This is a genomic window from Donghicola sp. XS_ASV15, assembly GCF_041224595.1.
In the GTDB taxonomy this organism is placed as follows: Bacteria; Pseudomonadota; Alphaproteobacteria; order Rhodobacterales; family Rhodobacteraceae; genus Donghicola.
Genome location: NZ_JBGFGN010000059.1, coordinates 1 through 15,772, shown reverse-complemented (window position 1 = coordinate 15,772; position 15,772 = coordinate 1). Strand labels below are relative to the sequence as shown.

At 60.7% G+C, this 15,772-nt stretch carries 18 protein-coding genes and 2 pseudogenes; 11 read left to right on the top strand and 9 right to left on the bottom strand.

All coding sequences use genetic code 11. The features are described from left to right. The first annotated feature begins 186 nt into the window (after nt 1-186). Together AB9K37_RS01285 and AB9K37_RS01280 are read left to right on the top strand one after the other, a co-directional pair. Nucleotides 187-861 carry an ABC transporter permease gene (locus AB9K37_RS01285; protein ID WP_369835202.1) on the top strand — a complete coding sequence of 225 codons (675 nt, stop codon included), beginning with the start codon at nt 187-189 and terminating at the stop codon, nt 859-861. Then, nucleotides 858-2,240: an ABC transporter ATP-binding protein gene (locus tag AB9K37_RS01280; protein WP_369835201.1), complete on the top strand. Its 1,383-nt coding sequence runs from the start codon at nt 858-860 to the stop codon at nt 2,238-2,240. The genes AB9K37_RS01285 and AB9K37_RS01280 overlap by 4 nt, the downstream gene beginning before the upstream one ends. Nucleotides 2,241-2,407: 167 nt before the next feature. Here AB9K37_RS01280 and AB9K37_RS01275 read toward each other — a convergent pair whose 3' ends face one another. The 8 genes from AB9K37_RS01275 to AB9K37_RS01240 form a co-directional block, all read right to left on the bottom strand. Beyond that, nucleotides 2,408-3,025, bottom strand: a complete 618-nt coding sequence (locus tag AB9K37_RS01275; RefSeq protein ID WP_369835200.1) for a DUF1826 domain-containing protein — start codon at nt 3,023-3,025, stop codon at nt 2,408-2,410. Further along, nucleotides 3,025-4,245 (bottom strand): zinc metallochaperone GTPase ZigA, encoded by a 1,221-nt coding sequence (gene zigA, locus AB9K37_RS01270; protein ID WP_369835199.1) that lies wholly within the window; start codon nt 4,243-4,245, stop codon nt 3,025-3,027. The genes AB9K37_RS01275 and zigA overlap by 1 nt, the downstream gene beginning before the upstream one ends. A gap of 208 nt (nt 4,246-4,453) precedes the next feature. After that, on the bottom strand, nt 4,454-5,326 hold the full coding sequence (locus AB9K37_RS01265) for a metal ABC transporter substrate-binding protein (RefSeq protein WP_369835198.1): 873 nt from the start codon (nt 5,324-5,326) through the stop codon (nt 4,454-4,456). Then, complete coding sequence (locus tag AB9K37_RS01260; protein WP_369835197.1) at nt 5,326-5,673, bottom strand: hypothetical protein; 348 nt, start codon at nt 5,671-5,673, stop codon at nt 5,326-5,328. The genes AB9K37_RS01265 and AB9K37_RS01260 overlap by 1 nt, the downstream gene beginning before the upstream one ends. After that, entirely contained in the window at nt 5,670-6,446 is a 777-nt protein-coding gene (locus AB9K37_RS01255) for a DUF4198 domain-containing protein (RefSeq protein WP_369835196.1), read from the bottom strand. The genes AB9K37_RS01260 and AB9K37_RS01255 overlap by 4 nt, the downstream gene beginning before the upstream one ends. 19 nt (nt 6,447-6,465) lie before the next feature. Next, nucleotides 6,466-7,620, bottom strand: coding sequence for an ABC transporter permease (locus AB9K37_RS01250; protein ID WP_369835195.1), 1,155 nt, complete (start codon nt 7,618-7,620; stop codon nt 6,466-6,468). After that, entirely contained in the window at nt 7,617-8,288 is a 672-nt protein-coding gene (locus tag AB9K37_RS01245; protein ID WP_369835194.1) for an ABC transporter ATP-binding protein, read from the bottom strand. The genes AB9K37_RS01250 and AB9K37_RS01245 overlap by 4 nt, the downstream gene beginning before the upstream one ends. Further along, the gene (locus tag AB9K37_RS01240) at nt 8,285-8,872 is read right to left on the bottom strand and encodes a hypothetical protein (protein ID WP_369835193.1); all 588 of its coding nucleotides are present in this window, start codon (nt 8,870-8,872) and stop codon (nt 8,285-8,287) included. The genes AB9K37_RS01245 and AB9K37_RS01240 overlap by 4 nt, the downstream gene beginning before the upstream one ends. A 464-nt stretch (nt 8,873-9,336) precedes the next feature. On the opposite strand from AB9K37_RS01240, the gene AB9K37_RS01235 reads away from it, so the two are divergent. The 9 genes and pseudogenes from AB9K37_RS01235 to AB9K37_RS01195 all read left to right on the top strand — a co-directional run. Further along, on the top strand, nt 9,337-10,137 hold the full coding sequence (locus AB9K37_RS01235; protein WP_369835203.1) for a DUF4394 domain-containing protein: 801 nt from the start codon (nt 9,337-9,339) through the stop codon (nt 10,135-10,137). Nucleotides 10,138-10,353: 216 nt separating this feature from the next. Beyond that, entirely contained in the window at nt 10,354-10,866 is a 513-nt protein-coding gene (locus AB9K37_RS01230; RefSeq protein WP_369835192.1) for a sigma-70 family RNA polymerase sigma factor, read from the top strand. Further along, nucleotides 10,863-11,585: an anti-sigma factor domain-containing protein gene (locus tag AB9K37_RS01225; protein ID WP_369835191.1), complete on the top strand. Its 723-nt coding sequence runs from the start codon at nt 10,863-10,865 to the stop codon at nt 11,583-11,585. Before AB9K37_RS01230 ends, AB9K37_RS01225 begins: the two co-directional genes overlap by 4 nt. Before the next feature lie 114 nt (nt 11,586-11,699). Further along, entirely contained in the window at nt 11,700-12,032 is a 333-nt protein-coding gene (locus AB9K37_RS01220) for a polyketide synthase (protein ID WP_369835190.1), read from the top strand. Between the two features lie 60 nt (nt 12,033-12,092). After that, nucleotides 12,093-12,932 carry an MbnP family copper-binding protein gene (locus AB9K37_RS01215; protein ID WP_369835189.1) on the top strand — a complete coding sequence of 280 codons (840 nt, stop codon included), beginning with the start codon at nt 12,093-12,095 and terminating at the stop codon, nt 12,930-12,932. Continuing rightward, entirely contained in the window at nt 12,932-14,056 is a 1,125-nt protein-coding gene (locus AB9K37_RS01210; RefSeq protein WP_369835188.1) for an MbnH family di-heme enzyme, read from the top strand. The genes AB9K37_RS01215 and AB9K37_RS01210 overlap by 1 nt, the downstream gene beginning before the upstream one ends. 18 nt (nt 14,057-14,074) lie before the next feature. Further along, nucleotides 14,075-14,557 (top strand): copper chaperone PCu(A)C, encoded by a 483-nt coding sequence (locus tag AB9K37_RS01205; RefSeq protein ID WP_369835187.1) that lies wholly within the window; start codon nt 14,075-14,077, stop codon nt 14,555-14,557. Between the two features lie 16 nt (nt 14,558-14,573). Continuing rightward, on the top strand, nt 14,574-14,942 hold the full coding sequence (locus AB9K37_RS01200) for a hypothetical protein (protein WP_369835186.1): 369 nt from the start codon (nt 14,574-14,576) through the stop codon (nt 14,940-14,942). A gap of 38 nt (nt 14,943-14,980) precedes the next feature. Then, nucleotides 14,981-15,577: pseudogene (locus AB9K37_RS01195) on the top strand (PepSY-associated TM helix domain-containing protein); the annotation flags it as partial. Between the two features lie 84 nt (nt 15,578-15,661). On the opposite strand, the pseudogene AB9K37_RS01190 reads toward AB9K37_RS01195, so the two are convergent. Then, nucleotides 15,662-15,772, bottom strand: a pseudogene (locus AB9K37_RS01190) (IS110 family transposase); the annotation flags it as partial.

Genomic DNA, 15,772 nt, shown 5'->3' with positions numbered 1-15,772 from the left:
CCTCACAGAATTGGCCTGACGGCCAATGCGCCTTGGACCGGGCTTGCTATATGAGGGCCGCACGCTCCAAGGCGCTCGCCCCAAACTGGCCGACTTTTGCTCCGCCACAATGGCCGAATTTTACTCCGCCGTTGACACTTTGGGCTGCCACTTGTGGATGGGACCAGCCCGTCAACGCAAAGCTTGATGAAAACACTTCAGCCGCCGTCGACAGAGGCAATCTTGGGATATGACCACCTGGGACGTTCGATGTCCGTCCGCTTGGCGGCCGCACTTCGCCTGTCTTTGACTATTGCCACGGCGACGTTGCTCACGACCGCGTTCATTGGCGTTCTGCTCGGGGCTTTGGCCAGCTGGCGCGGTGGTTGGCTCGACCGTGTGATAGTGCTGTTTGCTGACTCTGTTGTGGCGTTACCTGCGCTGCTGATTGTTCTGATTGCCGGCCTTATCCTTCCGACACAGCCTCTGGCATTCTGGGCAGGTCTTTCCGCCACACTATGGGTAGAGATTTTCCGGCTCACGCGCGCGACTATACGCGCACAGATCGCAGCACCGGCTGTCGAAGCCGCCCGGCTCTTGGGTTTTGGGCCCGGCTATATCTTCCGGACGCATCTATGGCCGGAACTCGCACCTGTCCTGCGTGCGACCTTCGCACTTACTTTTGCTGCGGTGGTCATGGGAATTGCGGCGCTCGGATTTGTATCTGTCGGTGTTCAGGCTCCGACGCCCGAGCTGGGATTGATGATGGTAGAACTGCTTCCCTACTGGCGAGAGGCACCCTGGGCATTGCTGCAACCGGTCATCGCGACCATGCTGACACTTCTCGCGCTGACCCTGATCGCCGGAGGAAACAAAGAATGACGCTATTGACAGCAGACATCACCGTTTTCAACGGTTCGGCGCAGATGGTCGAGAACATTGCGATATCTTTGCAGGCCGGAGAGGCAGTGACGCTGATTGGCGAGACGGGCTCGGGCAAGAGTTTGTTCGCGGATGCAATTCTTGGAACTTTGCCCCAGGGACTGCATGCAACGGGTGCGGTGACGATTGACGGCACGCATGTCGACCCGCAGCTTCCATCATCCCTAGAGGCATTTTGGGGCCACAGGATTTCTGTTTTGCCCCAAGAGCCTTGGAGGGCGTTGGACCCGTTGATGCGCTCCAGAGCGCAGGTCGCCGAGGTACATAAACTGGTGGCAAAAAGCCCGACAGCCGCGCAAGATGCGACGCAAGATCTGGAAGCCTTGGACTTGGGCGATGCCGCAGACCGGTTTCCGTTCGAGCTCTCTGGGGGAATGGCACAGCGGTTGGCGATCGCCGCAGCACGTGCGGGCGGTGCAAACATCGTCGTGGCGGATGAACCCACCAAGGGTTTGGACACAGGTCGTCGTGATGAGGTTGCAAGGCAGTTGAATACTGTCACCGCATCAGGAGGTGCCCTGCTCACCATCACCCATGACCTTCAGTTGGCCGAAGCATTAGGCGGAGAAATTTTGGTTCTGCGAAGGGGCCGCTTGATCGAACGTGGGCCCGCGCACCAGGTGCTTGGATCACCAGCTCATCCCTATACAGCCGAACTCATTGAAGCAGAGCCGCGCTATTGGCCCGCAAGAGCCTGCCAGACAAACGGCACCAAAGTTCTGCAAGGAAAGGGCATCACTGTTGAGCGAGGTGGACGTGCGCTTTTCGCAGACCTAAATTTGGATCTCCACGCGGGCGAGGTTGTCGGATTGTGCGGCCCGTCGGGCGTCGGCAAGTCATCTTTGGGAGATACCCTGCTTGGTATAACGAAGCCTGCCAAAGGCGAGGTTGTCCGTGGCGCTGCCGCCACCAAGCGGTTTCAAAAGCTATGGCAGGACCCGCCTGCGGCGTTTGCCCCTCACATCACATTGGGACGAGGCTTGAAGGATCTGATGTCCTTGCACCATCTGCCTGCTGAAAAGTTACCTCCGCTGTTGGAGTTGCTGCGGCTGGACCCAAACCTGCTTGATCGCAAGCCGGATGCCGTGTCAGGTGGCGAGCTTCAGCGCCTTTCGATCGTACGTGCTTTGCTCTTGGATCCTATCTTTCTCTTCGCCGACGAACCCACATCGCGTCTCGATCCGCTAACCCAGCGAGACGTGATGCAGATGTTGGTCGACCTTGCGCGGAAAAAAGGGATCGCAGTCCTGCTGGTCAGTCACGATCAAGACCTGATCGCGCGGGCAACCGACCGCCAGATCAACCTGAAAGCAGCCTAACATAAAGCCCGGCACCACTGCGGTGTCGGGCTTTGGTCAACAACCCGATGCAGACGAATTCTCTAGCCGTTCTGCCGAAATGGGCGCCAAGCGCAATCAGGCTGGACCACATCAATGCCGCGATGAAAATGAGCGGGCTGAGAGTGCCTTCCCTGCCCGCATCAAAGTCACTCGTCAGTGTCCTGCGGATCAATCACCAGCAACAAGCGGCGTTCTCCGGTTCCGCTGATCGGCGGAGAGCGATGCAGGAGCGGGACATTATTTGGGCTCCCCCAAAGACGCCCGCGAAATAGCCCCACATGCCCCTCTGACATCTGATGCACATGGTCAGGTATGCCGTCTTTACGAGGATAGCCGTACTGCGTTCCCGCACCGCGATAAGTACAGAGCAATCGCGCCGTCACGTAATCTTGGTGGAACTTGTGGCAGGCATTTCCTGAAACCACATCCAAGCGCAGGTTCACTGTGTTCGTACAGGAGGCATCCATAAACAGCTGAGAAAGATGGGCTATGTCTGAAATGAACAAAGACCTATCACGTCCTTCAGGCATACTGCATTCTCGGCAGAGTTCAGCCGCAACTTTCTCTATCGTCGGCCATCTCGCGCATAGACGAGCGCTTCGAAGCGCGCCCAATTGCAATGAAGCCAGCCAACTGTTCAATTCGCTTGGGAGTCTGCGTTGCCAAATGGCGGCATCACAGTCTGCCTGGCGAACACTGTTCAGAATGGACGGGTGGGCACCTTCGGCGACGGCAGATCGCGTCCTTTTTTCGCTATCCAGCATCACGCAGCCTCTGGGGCGCGTCGCCATCTTGGGAACGGATCGGGCAGATCTGCCCAAAGATGCGGTGCGAAGCCGTCGCTGTCTGCGACCAACGCGGCATCAAGCGCAGCTGTAATTCCGGCTTTGTCCATGCCAGCCCCAATAAAGACCAACTCCTGCCGTCGGTCCCCAAATGGTTCTTGCCAGTGTTGTTCCATATAGGCGCGCGCTTGAGGGTGGTCGGGCCAACGTTCTGTGGGAACTGTTGCCCACCAAGTCCCCATCGGCTTTACGGAACTCAGTGCGCCTGCAAGGGAAAACTCCGCCAACCAATCTGGGCGCGTCGCGATCCAGAAATGCCCCTTGGCGCGAATGACACCCGGCAGGGCCCCGTTCAGAACGTCGTGGATGCGCTGCGGATGAAATGGTCGGCGCGCTCTGTAAACAAAGGACGACACGCCGTATTCTTCGGTCTCGGGCACATGGTCTTGGAAACCATACAGTTCTTTGGCCCACATCGGGTGCATGTGCGCTTTGTCGAAGTCGAACAGCCTTGTATCAAAGATTCGATCTTGCGGAACGATGCCGAAATCCGTTTCGATGATCTGCGCATCGGGGTTCAAAGATGTGACAATCTTGCGTGCCGCATCCAGCCGTTCTGGGCCCGCATCGGTTGTCTTGTTCAACACGACAATATCTGCAAATTCGATCTGATCGACCAGTAGATCGACAAGTGTGCGCTCGTCTTCGGCCCCGAGGCTTTCACCGCGATCCCGAATGAAGTCGTGGCTTGAGTAGTCTTGCAAGAGGTTCACGGTATCGACGACTGTCACCATGGTATCCAGACGGGACACATCCGACAGGCTCTCTCCATTTTCATCGCGGAAGTCGAAGGTCGCAGCCACCGGCAACGGCTCTGCTATTCCGGTGCTTTCGATGAGCAAATAGTCAAAGCGCCCTTCCTCTGCCAGACGCCGAACTTCGACAAGCAAGTCATCGCGCAACGTGCAGCAGATACAACCATTTGTCATTTCGACCAATTTTTCTTCGGTCTGGCTTAAATCTGCTCCGCCTTCGCGCACGAGATCCGCATCAATGTTCACCTCTGACATATCGTTGACGATGACTGCCACCCGGCGACCATCGCGATTGTTCAAGACTGCGTTCAAAAGCGTGGTCTTACCCGCCCCTAAGAAACCTGACAGGACGGTGACAGGAAGGCGTGTATCCTTGGCTACCATTATTCTCTCCATCAAATGTTATGTTATAATATTACATTTGATGGAGAGAGGTGCAATCCCGTGTAGAACAAATCAGCGCACTCACGCTTAGATCCGTTTCCGAACTCAGCCTACGCTCAGACTGGGGTCTTCCGAGGCAACTCCGATTGGCATTGCAAATCAGGTGGCTGCCCCAAAACCGATTTTCATTTGCCCTGCCTGCCGGTACTCAGAGCTGGTCATTGATTTCAGCGATCTGCTTTCGCATGATTGCCAGGAAATCCCCATCGAGCGGGCGATTTGCCAATGGTCGCAGGACAAGAGAGGTGAGGCCCATGCGTTTCGCTGTCTTCAGTGCCTCGTCAGGTGGGGCGGCTTCCCAGATCAAGGTGGTTGCGCCAGTTGCCAAGGCTCGCTCCCTCAGCTCTGTCCATTGCGCCTCAGAAGGCATCGCGCCGGCGTCCCATTCAAGCGCAACAATATCCAAGCCATAAGCGCGTGCAAAGTACTGGTAACGCGGGTGAGTTGCGAGGATGGTCTGTCCTTTCAGCCGAGCCACAGCGTTTCGTGCTTCTGTGTCCAGCGCAGCAAGGTCAGCCCGCACAGCCGGAAGGCTATCTGCCAAGGCATCCGAAAGCTCGGGAATGCGGCGTTGCATCATCGCGGCCAGCGCCTCGGCCTGCTGCGCAGCCTGCGCGAAGTCGAGCCAGGTGTAGTTGGCGATGCCTTCGTGGGAATGTTCGCCGTCGCCGCCATGGCTGTGGGTGACGGACTCGGTCGCGATGTAGGCGTCTGAGAAGCCCGCCGAGGTGTCGACGATCCGCGAGCGCGGCAGAGAGCTGCGCGCGGTCCAAGGCGCAAAGCCAGCACCGTTCAACGCAATCACATCCGCCTGCTGGATCGATGCGATGTCGGACAAGCCGGGCCGCCAGAACGATGGGTCGACATCGTCAGGGACTGGGAACAGAACGTCGATTACGCCTCCGCCCAAGCGCTCCGCCATCCATGCGAGCGGATAGTTCACGGTGGCTACGACGGGGCGCTCTTGGGCAGAGGCGGCAGAGGCCGCCAACGCGGCCACAAAAAAGAGGCGTTTCAGCATTAGTTGGTCCCGTCGGTCTTTTGCCCGTAGGCGATGTCATCTGGGGTCAGCATCCAATAGTCGGAATGGCCTTCGCTAACCTCGACCTCGATCATCAGGCCACTATTCTCGGCCCCTTCGGGCAGGGCAAAACGGGTCATTCCTTCGGCCCCAATCTCTAGGGTCATCAGCAGCGTGTTTTCTGCATCCAGCACGCGCACAGCACCTTCGGTTGGGACGCGACCTGAAGAGAAGGTACTTTCAACCGTCACCGTGTCGTCCGCGACAGAGGCAAAGACCCGCAGGTCATGCGCCGCGGCCGGGAGGGCCGCGACGATGGTGAGCGCAATGGTGAACGCCCGGATCACTTGGTGGCCCATGGCTCGAAGTGGACCCAGATCACCGCGCCAAGCTCATGCGCCTTGTCCTCGCCCTCGTATTGCATCGGCTCCTCGGCGGTGTTCAGCGCGGCAAAGCCCCACCAGCCCGACGTCGGCGCAGCATAGGTGAATACGCCATCCGCATCGGCTTTCACCGTTTGGGTGATCATCAGGTCAGACGGCGCCTGCGCGCTGCCGTCCTCGTTGTAGTATTCCACCTCGACCTCGGCATAAGGCACGGCCTCGCCGTCGAGCTTCACGATGCCTTGAAAGACATTGCCCTCCCACAGTGCAAAGGGCTTCGACAGCGGCACGATCTCGGTCTTCAGGCCCAGCTCGGTGTCCCAGCCCTCGTCGTCGCCATAGGCGGAGACGTAGGTCTTGGTGAAATGCGTGATGAAAGCGTCTTCCTCCGGCTCCCAATAGGGCTGCGGCTCCATGGCAAAGACGTAGGTGCCGGGGCGCTCCATCCGGTATTCGGTGGCGAAGGCCGCGTGGTCCATCACCTGCGTCTCGTTCAGCGTGTCCAGCAGGTCCGTGGTTTCGCCCTCATGCGTGACGGAGAAGGCGACCGGCGTGTCCAGCACCATACCCACCCCCTCGAATGGGTGCGAGAACGATAGGGTCAGATCGACAGTTCGCCCGTCCTCCTGTCCCGGCATGTTGTCCGAGGGGATGATCATGCCGTAATGCGCGAACGCGGTGGTGGCAGAGGCCATCAGGGCGGCGGCGGTCAGGAAAGTCTTCATTAAAGGCTCCATTCTAGGGCTTTGGGTCAAATCATAAGGCCAGCAGCCAGGCAACAAGCGCAGTGCCGTTCTCGTTCACAGCAAATACAATTGCTGCTGCCAACACTACGGCGCAACCTAGTAGTATTACGATCTCTGCGCAGGCCAATCGCAGGATCGTGAACCGCCCCGCCCCAAGGCGGCGCGCGGTCATCATCTCGGGTGCGCGCAAACTCCAAGCGAGGAACAGCGACAGCCCGATCGCACCGAGAGCCGCGATGCCAATGATCACCGTCACTGCGTCCAGTAGCGCCGCGATACGGAAGATGCGGTCGACTAGCCCGGCGATGATTTTGGACGGATCGGTGATCTGCACCGGGTTCTCGGGATCGAGGTAGCGTCCACGAAGGATCGTGCCAGATCGGGTGTCATAGGGCGCGACGATCACGGCTGACAGCGGGTAATCGGCCGCGTCTCCATGGAAATGAAAGCTGTCGATATTCTCAGGCGTGATGCGTTGAAACTCGGTGATTGCAGCATTGGCGGTGATGTTGCCCTCGGCGTCCGCTGTCACAACATCGTCGTGACCGTGGCCGATGCCCGCAATCACCCATGAGGTTTTAACGTCGGTGAAGACGGCCTCGTCGTCGGGTGTACCGGTTGCGTCTAGGACACCGGTGATCTGCAGCTCCAGCGGATAAACGCCATCTAGATCAAATAGGTTCTCTGGCGCAGAGACGACCGTATCGCCGGGGCCAAGGGCCAGTCTTTCGGCCACGCCCGCACCCAATACCGCCTCACCAAGGATGGCCAACTGCCGCCCTTTCGCCAGTGTCAGCCCGCGAAAGTCAAAGTAGTCGAGCGAGGTGCCGACGATCCGCGCGCCATTGGTCTGAAACGCAGTGTTGAGAGGAATCGGCAGAGCAAGGCCGCTGTCCCACACTGCATCTTCGGCGGCGCGGGTGATCGGTTGGCTCCGGTCTTCGGAAAAATAGACAGCCCCCATCACGAGGTCGAGCTGGCTGCCACGCGCCCCTAAGACAAGGGGCGTCGCTTCGGCACGGCGAGTCAGCGCGTCTTCTGAGCCTCTGAGCAGAGTTTGCGTTACCAGTGGCACGGCAAGGATCATTGCCCCGACGAGGGTCAAGATGAGGCTGCGTGCCCAAGTCCAGCGCAGATGGGCAAAGGCAAGGAAGAGCGCATTCAAGAGGTCTGTTCCTTCTGCCGCAACGTGGCAAAGTCAATCACCCGATCAAACCGCGGCAGCAGGTCGTGGTCGTGAGTCACCGCGAGTACCGTCGCGCCATGATCCGCAGCGCGAGCAAAGAGCAGGTTGAGGATGATTTCCTTGGTCTCGGGGTCGAGATTGCCCGTGGCCTCATCTGCCAGGATCAGCCCCGGCTGTGTCACAAGCGCACGGCAGATCGCCACGCGTTGCTGTTCACCGCCGGACATTGCGTTCGGATGGCTCTTGAGGCGGTGCCCGATGCCACAAGTTTCGGCCAGCATCTGCGCGCGATCACGGGCGTCTCGGTCAAGTGACAGCCCCAGACCTACGCGATAAGGATAAAGGATATTCTCGAACGCGTTCAAATAGTCGACGAGCGCGAAATTCTGGAAAATGAACCCGATCTGCGCGGCGCGAAACCGCCTGCGCGCTGCATCGTCCAGTGCGGTCAGATCGTGTTCTGCGACGGTCAGCGATCCCGACGCGGGCTGCATCAATCCCGCCACGAGGTTCAAAAGCGTGGTCTTGCCGGTGCCGCTGGGGCCAATAATGCCGACGCGCTCGCCCTTGGCGACCTCCAATTCTGGTATGTTCAGCGAAAAACTGGCTCGTGGATAGGCAAAGGTCAGGTCGCGTGCGTGGATCAACTCTCTTGCTCCGCTTTGTCGACCGGGGGCGCGTCGGCGTTGCGTTCCAGAGTGCCTGCATCCGTGCGATCTACGTCAGTCAGGTCAAAGCCTGATATGCGCCACTCTCCATCTGCGCGGGCGAAAACGAGATCTGCCGCATAGGCATTCCCACGCATATGCATGTGCTCGTCATGTCCGACCACGCCCAAAACGCGCCAGCGCGCCGAGACGTTCACAGTCTCTCCTGCGGCCCGTGCGCTCATCCCCAGCAGGGAGACTTCGTGAATCGCCTGATCAGGATTGAGACCCCCACCTGCCATCGCCCCGACCCGTTCGAGGTAAAGCTGCTCCAGCGCGTCACCGGTGGCAACCTCGGCCAACTTGTCGTAGATGGCGGCCTCTTCAGTCTCGCCAAAGGCTGTGTACACTTTCGTAAGAATGGCTGGCAGCAGCATGGGACTCTGCTGCGTGAACTCCTGCCGCGACATACCCTCGGTTGCCATAGGCACAGCGCCGTTCGGAGCCAAGTAAGGCCATGCTAAAATGCCAATGCCCGCTAAGCAGAGCACTCCGATTATGGTGTTCCAAACAGCACGTTGCATGAGCATCCTTTCGTTCTCTCGAACTGTAGTTCTGCCGCTGCAAAACACAAGCTGTCGCATATCCAGTCCCCGCGCCACGTAGGCTGCCACAGCCAAAGAGCGCAGATTTATCGGGTCAATTTACTTGGTGTCACAACCTGTTGAAAGCGTTGATGCATCAATGGTAGCAGCCGACGCTTGCCATCGCGCTCTGGCAGCAAAGGGGCGCTGGTCCTGTGACAGATGCTGAATGAACGACGAACGACTGGTTCGAAATAGCTGCACTGCGCAAAGGAGCGGACCATCAACTGCTGCCGTTTCTTGTTGTCTTGTCCCGGCAGGCACCTATGCCAAACACTCTTTGGGAAAGAACTAAAAAATTTCGGGTGGCATGCATCCAAACAGGCAAACCCGCGAGTCATGAGGGTAGAAGGCTGCGGAGGAACTGCAGCCAAGCGTCCCGAAAGGACACTGTTATGAAGACGATGACCGCTCTGACCCTCGCCACCCTCGTGACCGCAACCGGCGCTTACGCCGAAGCCCATTCCGACGAGATGGCGGGCATGATGGCCATCGGCCTGTCCGGCGACAAGATGCTGCACCAGATCGACGCGAGCACCGCCGCCGTCACCGCATCAATGGAAGTCACCGGCGTGGACAAGCTGCTCGGCATCGACCTGCGCCCTGCCACCGGCCAGCTGATCGGCGTCACCGACGCCTTCGAGATCGTCGAGATCGACCCGATGACAGGCGCGGCCACCGTTATTTCCACCATGGACACCGAACTGCCGATCGAAGGCGGTGCGCCGGTGATTGTTGACTTCAACCCGATGGCGAACAAGCTGCGCTTCATGTCCGGCACCACCAACCACCGCGTGGATATCGAGAGCGGTGCGGTGACGGTCGATGGCTCGCTCGCGTTTGAAGAGCAGGATATGCACGCAGGCGAAGCCCCTGCGATTGTGGCCGCCGCCTACATCAACTCCTACGGTCAGCCGGACTCGACTGCGATGTATGACATCGACAGCACCATCGTCGCGCTGATCCAGCAGACCTCGCCGAACGATGGCACGCTGGGCGCGATCGGCAAACTGGGCATCGACGGCTCGGACAGCTATGCCTTTGATATTGCGACCGATGCCGAGGGCACCAACACCGCATGGCTGGTGGCGATGGACAAACTGCACACCGTTTCGCTGGAGGATGGTTCGATCACCGAAAGCTGGGACATCTCCGGCGCGGATGGCGCAACCCTGCGTGACATCACCTTCATGACCGCCGAGTAACCTCTCGCAGACAAGACATGTCCGGCGCGGCGTCTTGCGCCGCGCCGGGCGTCCGTCTCCGCCGGCGGGGGGACGTGGATGTCGCGGACTGCCTCGACCGAGAATTGACAGGCGACCCCTCAACCCATAGCCCTACAGCAGGGAAAACGGTTCTGGCGCGCAGGCGGACAGGATCGTGAGCAAGGGGTGAGGCAGCCGGTGACGGACCACGCGCAAATGATAAGGGCCTGTGCCAATGGTGACCGGGCCGCGCTAAAGCGGCTGATGGATGCCGAAGGCGGACGGATGCTGGGCGTGGCGACGCGGATGCTGCGCCGCAGAGACCTTGCCGAAGACGCCGTACAGGACGCCATGGTTCTGGTTTGGCGGCGCGCCGCTCAGTACGATCCCGACCGGGGCAGCGCCAGCGGCTGGGTCTATACCATCCTGCGCAATCGCTGCCTGACCATGCTGCGCAACGAGGCCCGCGAAACGCCGACCGCGCCGGAGACGATTGAAGAGTCGCTGGAAAGCGGTGTGCTCGAAACGGCGTGGGACCGGCTGGATACGGCGTCGGACCTGAAGCGCTGTCTCGAAGGGTTGGATGATTGCACACGCCGCGCGATCCTGTCGTCCTACGTGCTGGGCCACAGCCACGGCGAGATTGCAGGCCGTATGAAAGCCCCGCTCGGCTCGGTGAAATCTTGGGTACGGCGGGGATTGAGCAAACTGAGGGAGTGCCTGTCGTGACCGATCGGCCGCTCGACATCCTGATTGATGAATGTGTGCTCGGCCTTGCCGAGGATGACGATATCGCACGTCTGGAGGCTATGGCCGCCAGCGATCCCGTGATCGCGGCCCGGCTGGATTTTGCGCGGCAGAAATTCGCGCCGCTGGATCAGACGGCGGACGACATGGCGTTGCCTGACGGCTTCTGGGATCGGGTCGACGCGCAACTGAACGGCCAGAGCGATGTGGATACGCCCGATGCCACGGCCGGGACCGATGTGATCGACCTGCGGGCCGTGCGCGCGCAGGCCGCGCGGTGGCGTGTCTCGGCGCTGGGAGGCATCGCGGCGGCGCTGGTCATGGCGGTGGTGCTGGCGTGGTCCTTTGTGTTGCCGCAGGAACAGGCGGTGGTGGCCGTGCTGCTGAACGACCGGGGCGAGGCCATCGCATTGGTCGAAGGGATGCCCGACAACACGACCCGCGTCACGCTTCTGGAGACGCAAAACGTGCCGCAGGATCAGGTCATGCAGGTCTGGACCAAGCCAGAGGACGACGGCCCGCCCGTGTCGCTCGGGCTGCTCGACACCGGGCGCTCGCGCACGCTGACCATCGACGGGCTGCCTTCGCCCAATGCGCAACAGCTTTATGAGATCACGTCGGAACCGGCAGGCGGATCGCCGACCAACCTGCCCACCGGTCCGATCCTCGGCAAAGGGTTTGCCAAGGAGCCGCTGATCTGACGGCGCACAGCTTTGCGGCGAAAAGCGTGCGGCTGCGACCCTCTGGTGACTTGCGCATTTGCGGCGGCCTGCTATCCAGTGACGATGATGCGAGTCCTGATGCGGATAACCCACTTGCGCACGTTGAGCGTGCTGCTGGTCGTGGCCTTGGCCACGTCGGGCTTTGCGCATCGCTTCGCCACGCCCGAGGATCAGGCCGTGCGCATCTTTGCCGCCACCTACGGGCTGGATCTGTCTGAGATCTGTGGCAACGTGGGCGAGGATGGCGCTCTGACCGGCTGTGAAGCTTGCCGCCTGCAGGCATCCATGGACCTGCCGCAACCTGCCGTGGCGGTCATTCTGGCGGAACTGTCGCTCGATGCGGCAGACTGGACCATTACACCGCCTGTTCTGCATGGCCTGCGGAGCCAAACCACACGCACGGCCCGTGCCCCTCCGACTGTCTGACACCCTTCACCTTTCGTGAACCTCGGCCTCTGGCCGATTTTTCAGACATTGGAGACCTCTATGAAACTCGCTTATTCTGCGGCGCTTGCCGCCCTGCTTCCCGTGACCGCAGTGCTTGCCGAACAGCCTGTCACTATCAACTTCGCCGCCGAAATTGGTGGCCAGCCCTTCGCCTGTGACGCGACATTCAACGGCTTGGGTACGTCTAACGCCGAAGTGAACGGCACCGATTTCCGGCTCTATGCCAGCGACGTGGCGATGATCGCCACTGACGGCAGCCGCGTGCCGGTGACCCTGACCGAGACCGCCTTTCAGCACGACGGCACGGCGCTTCTGGATTTCGAAGACGGCAGCGCGGCTTGCGCCAATGGCACCGCCGCCGTGAACACAGCGCTGACTGGCACCGTACCGGAGGGCGACTACACCGGCGTCTCCTTCAAGGTCGGCGTGCCCTTCGAGATGAATCACGGCGATCCCACCGTGGCGCCCACGCCGCTCAACCTGACGTCGATGTTCTGGAACTGGCGCGGTGGCTACAAGTTCGTGCGCATCGACATGGTGCCCACCGACCGCAACGCCGATGGCCCCAAGGGCTGGTTCCTGCACCTCGGCTCCACCATGTGTCCCTCGGACGGCAAGACGGACGCGCCTGCCGCGCCTTGCAAGAACGCCAACCTGATGGAGGTCACCTTCGACGGGTTCGACTCGGCCACGCAGGTTCTGGTGATCGACCCGGCGCCGGTGGTGGCAGAGGTCGACCTGCGCGCCAATACGCCCGAGACGTCGCCCGGCTGCATGTCCTTTCCGAACGATCCCGACTGCAACACGGTGCTGCCGAAGCTGGGCCTATCGTTCAACGATTTCGCCGCCGGTGAGCAGCAGCTGATCGCGGTGCGCTGATGCGGCCCGTCACGCTTGGCGTGGCGGTCTTGGCAGTTCTCGTGTCGGGGGCAGCTTTTGCTTTCGACACCTCCGAAGGCGGCGGCTATGACTGGCCGCTGCCCGACTGGATGCCACGCCCGCCCGTGCCGCAGGACAATCCGATGAGCGCCGCCAAGGTCGATCTTGGCCGGCACCTGTTTTACGACGCCCGCCTGTCGGGAGATGGCAGTGTGGCCTGTGCCTCCTGCCATGACCCGGCGCGTGCCTTCACTGACGGGCGCGAGACGTCGGTGGGCATCCATGGCACGACAGGCAATCTGAACGCGCCTTCGCTGGCAAATGTCGCCTACCTGCCGGTGAATGCCTGGGCGAACCCGCATATGACCTCGCTCGAGTTTCAGGCGCTGGTGCCGCTGTTCGGCGAAGCCCCGGACGAGATGGGCGCGACCGGTCAAGAGGACCGGATCTTTGCAGATCTGGCGTCCGATCCGTATTACGGCACGGCTTTCGCAGAGGCGTTCCCGGACCGGCCTGCGCCCGACCTGTTCACCGTCACCCGCGCGCTGGCAGCCTTTCAGCGCAGCCTCATGTCCTTTGACAGCCCCTATGACAGGTTCAAGTACGGTGGCGATCTGACTGCGCTGTCAGGTTCGGCGCAGCGTGGCGAGCAGCTGTTCTTCGACCATCGGTTCGAATGTTACCACTGTCACCAAGGTGTGCTGTTCACCGACAATTTCCAGCGCGAGGGCAGCCCGTGGGTGGAGACCGGCTTTCACAACACCGGGCTGTATGCCGACTACCCTCAAAGCGCTCCGGGGCGGATCGAGATCACCGGCGCGCCGAGTGATGCGGGGCTGTTCCGCACGCCGTCGCTGCGCAACGTGGCCGTGACAGGGCCCTACATGCACGACGGGTCCATCCCCGACCTGCGCGGCGTGCTGGCGCATTACGCCAAGGGCGGGCGCGAAGGCCACGCCAATCAGGACGGGATGATCGTGGGCTTCACCGCCTCGGATCAAGAGATTACCGACATCATCGCCTTCCTCGAAAGCCTCACCGACGAGAGCTTTGTCACAAACTCGGACCACGCTGACCCGTGGCCTGAAGACCATCCCGCCCGCATCACGCGGGCTATGCCCTGACCCCTGAAAGGATTTGTCATGAAACGTGCCCTTGTTGCCTTGATGCTGCTGGCATCATCTGCCTTCGCCCATGACAAGATGTCGGGCGACCTGCATATCATTCACCCCTCGATCCCGCAGCCGCCAGTGACGGCAACTTCGGCGGCGGGCTACATCACCATCTCGAACGAGGGCGAGACGCCAGAGGCGCTGATCGGCGTGCGCACGCCCTTCGCTCAATCCTCGACCCTTCACACCACGCTCCACGAGGACGGCATCGCCAAGATGCGCCCGCTGACCGAACTGGTGATAGCACCGGGAGATACGGTGAACCTCGAACCAAACGGAATGCACTTCATGTTTATGGGCCTGACCGGAGAGGCGAAGGAAGGCGACATGATCCCGGCCACGCTAATTTTCCGCAACGCGGGTGAAGTATCGGTCGAGTTCATGGTCGATCCTGCTGGGGGCGTCGATCATTCGACGATGGACCACGGCAGCATGGACCATTCAGGTCACTGACCCCGTGAGTTGACCTATGACTATCTGGGGGCTGATACTACGCGCGCTGCTTCTTCTGGCGCTGCTCGCAACGATGAGCGTTCCGAACGGCTTCATGCGCGCATCCGGCCCCGACGGCATGATCCTCGTCCTCTGCACAGCAGAGGGCCCGCAGGAGATTTTGCTTGATCCCTCGGGAAATCAAGTCCCTGACACCGGTTCCGAAGACGCCGCCGCCGCTTGTGTGCTGTCCGGCATCGTCCCGACCTTAGTGCCTACGCTGGCTTTGACGCGAACTGAAGGTGCGGCCCACATGGTCTGCCCTTGGCCCCAACGCCACCAAGTCAGTGCCCGCACCCCGCCGCATCGCGCAGCCACGCCGCGAGCGCCCCCTGTTCCTGTCTGACCGCTTCGCAATACATTCTCAGACAAGGACACTTTATTATGACCACAACAACCATGGCCGATACGCAGAAACGCGATCGGGCCTTCTACTTTGCCGCCTGGCGCTGGCACTTTTACGCCGGGATCTTCGTGATCCCCTTTCTGCTGATGCTGACTATCACCGGCTTCATCATGCTGCTCGACAACGGGCTATCGAACCAGCTCGGCGGCGCACCTCGCGTCACTGCCACCGGCACGCCTCTGCCACCGTCGACTCAGGCCAATGCCGCGCTGGAGGTCGTGCCCGGCCAGCTGATCCAGTACACCTCACCCGAAGCCGCCGACCGCCCGGCTTACTTCGTCATCCGCAACCCTGCCGATGCCCTGCCGGGGATGAAGCCTTGGGACATTCCCGCCAAATCCGTCGCCGTCGATCCCTATACCGGCGAGGTCACGCAGGTGAATTCCAAGACCGGGACGCTCTATGCATGGGCCAATGACATTCACGGGACGCTGTTGATCGGCGACACCGGCGACCGGCTGATCGAGGCTGCGGCCTCGCTTACGCTGCTGCTGATCGCGACGGGAATCTACATGTGGTGGCCGCGGGAGCGTCGCCTCGGCCATGCTCTGCTGCCCGATCTGTCCAAGAAGGGGCGGAGCTTCTTCAAGGAGCTTCACGTCGTGGGCGGCGTCTGGGTATCCGGCTTCCTTGTCGGTAACCATCTTGGCTGTCCAGAGATCGACTTTCTGCGGGGAACGTTTCGCCATCACAGCGCGAGACGTCATGCCCACGACCAGCAATTTGCGTATGTAGCGATCCCCCTGCTTTGTGATCTTTCCAAGACGTTC

Bases quoted from the DNA above. Each gene is read 5' to 3' on its own strand.
- AB9K37_RS01240 (WP_369835193.1), bottom strand. From the start codon at position 8,872: ATGCAACGTGCTGTTTGGAACACCATAATCGGAGTGCTCTGCTTAGCG.
- AB9K37_RS01205 (WP_369835187.1), top strand. From the start codon at position 14,075: ATGAAACGTGCCCTTGTTGCCTTGATGCTGCTGGCATCATCTGCCTTC.
- AB9K37_RS01280 (WP_369835201.1), top strand. From the start codon at position 858: ATGACGCTATTGACAGCAGACATCACCGTTTTCAACGGTTCGGCGCAG.
- AB9K37_RS01255 (WP_369835196.1), bottom strand. From the start codon at position 6,446: ATGGAGCCTTTAATGAAGACTTTCCTGACCGCCGCCGCCCTGATGGCC.
- AB9K37_RS01265 (WP_369835198.1), bottom strand. From the start codon at position 5,326: ATGCTGAAACGCCTCTTTTTTGTGGCCGCGTTGGCGGCCTCTGCCGCC.
- AB9K37_RS01230 (WP_369835192.1), top strand. From the start codon at position 10,354: ATGATAAGGGCCTGTGCCAATGGTGACCGGGCCGCGCTAAAGCGGCTG.
- AB9K37_RS01215 (WP_369835189.1), top strand. From the start codon at position 12,093: ATGAAACTCGCTTATTCTGCGGCGCTTGCCGCCCTGCTTCCCGTGACC.
- zigA (WP_369835199.1), bottom strand. From the start codon at position 4,245: ATGGTAGCCAAGGATACACGCCTTCCTGTCACCGTCCTGTCAGGTTTC.
- AB9K37_RS01235 (WP_369835203.1), top strand. From the start codon at position 9,337: ATGACCGCTCTGACCCTCGCCACCCTCGTGACCGCAACCGGCGCTTAC.
- AB9K37_RS01285 (WP_369835202.1), top strand. From the start codon at position 187: ATGAAAACACTTCAGCCGCCGTCGACAGAGGCAATCTTGGGATATGAC.
- AB9K37_RS01210 (WP_369835188.1), top strand. From the start codon at position 12,932: ATGCGGCCCGTCACGCTTGGCGTGGCGGTCTTGGCAGTTCTCGTGTCG.
- AB9K37_RS01200 (WP_369835186.1), top strand. From the start codon at position 14,574: ATGACTATCTGGGGGCTGATACTACGCGCGCTGCTTCTTCTGGCGCTG.
- AB9K37_RS01275 (WP_369835200.1), bottom strand. From the start codon at position 3,025: ATGCTGGATAGCGAAAAAAGGACGCGATCTGCCGTCGCCGAAGGTGCC.